The sequence below is a fragment of the Pseudaquabacterium pictum genome (assembly GCF_005403045.1).
Taxonomy (GTDB): Bacteria; Pseudomonadota; Gammaproteobacteria; order Burkholderiales; family Burkholderiaceae_C; genus Pseudaquabacterium; species Pseudaquabacterium pictum.
The window spans coordinates 1-215 of the sequence record NZ_BJCL01000062.1 but is presented as its reverse complement, the minus strand read 5'-3'; the positions used below and the strand labels follow the sequence as shown (position 1 = coordinate 215).

1 protein-coding gene is annotated in these 215 nt (G+C 67.9%); it reads right to left on the bottom strand.

What is annotated here, in order from left to right; all coding sequences use genetic code 11:
- Positions 1-215 (bottom strand): hypothetical protein (locus FFT10_RS27925; protein ID WP_228027353.1); only part of this gene is annotated, 215 nt, incomplete at both ends.

The following is a 215-nucleotide window of genomic DNA, read 5'->3' as shown; positions in this document are numbered from 1 at the left end:
GTGGCCGTGACCGGGTTGCCCAGGTCGTCGGTGCCCGTCAGCTTGACCTCGACCCCGGCAATCGGCGCCTCGCTGTTGCGCACGCCGTCGTTGCCCGCGTCTTCGTACACGTAGCCGCTGAGCTTGGCCGGCGGCAGTTCACCGAAGTTGTTCTCAACGCTGTTCGCACCGGCGACCAGCGTGATGCCGCTCAGCAGGTCGTTGCCAGCGGTGCC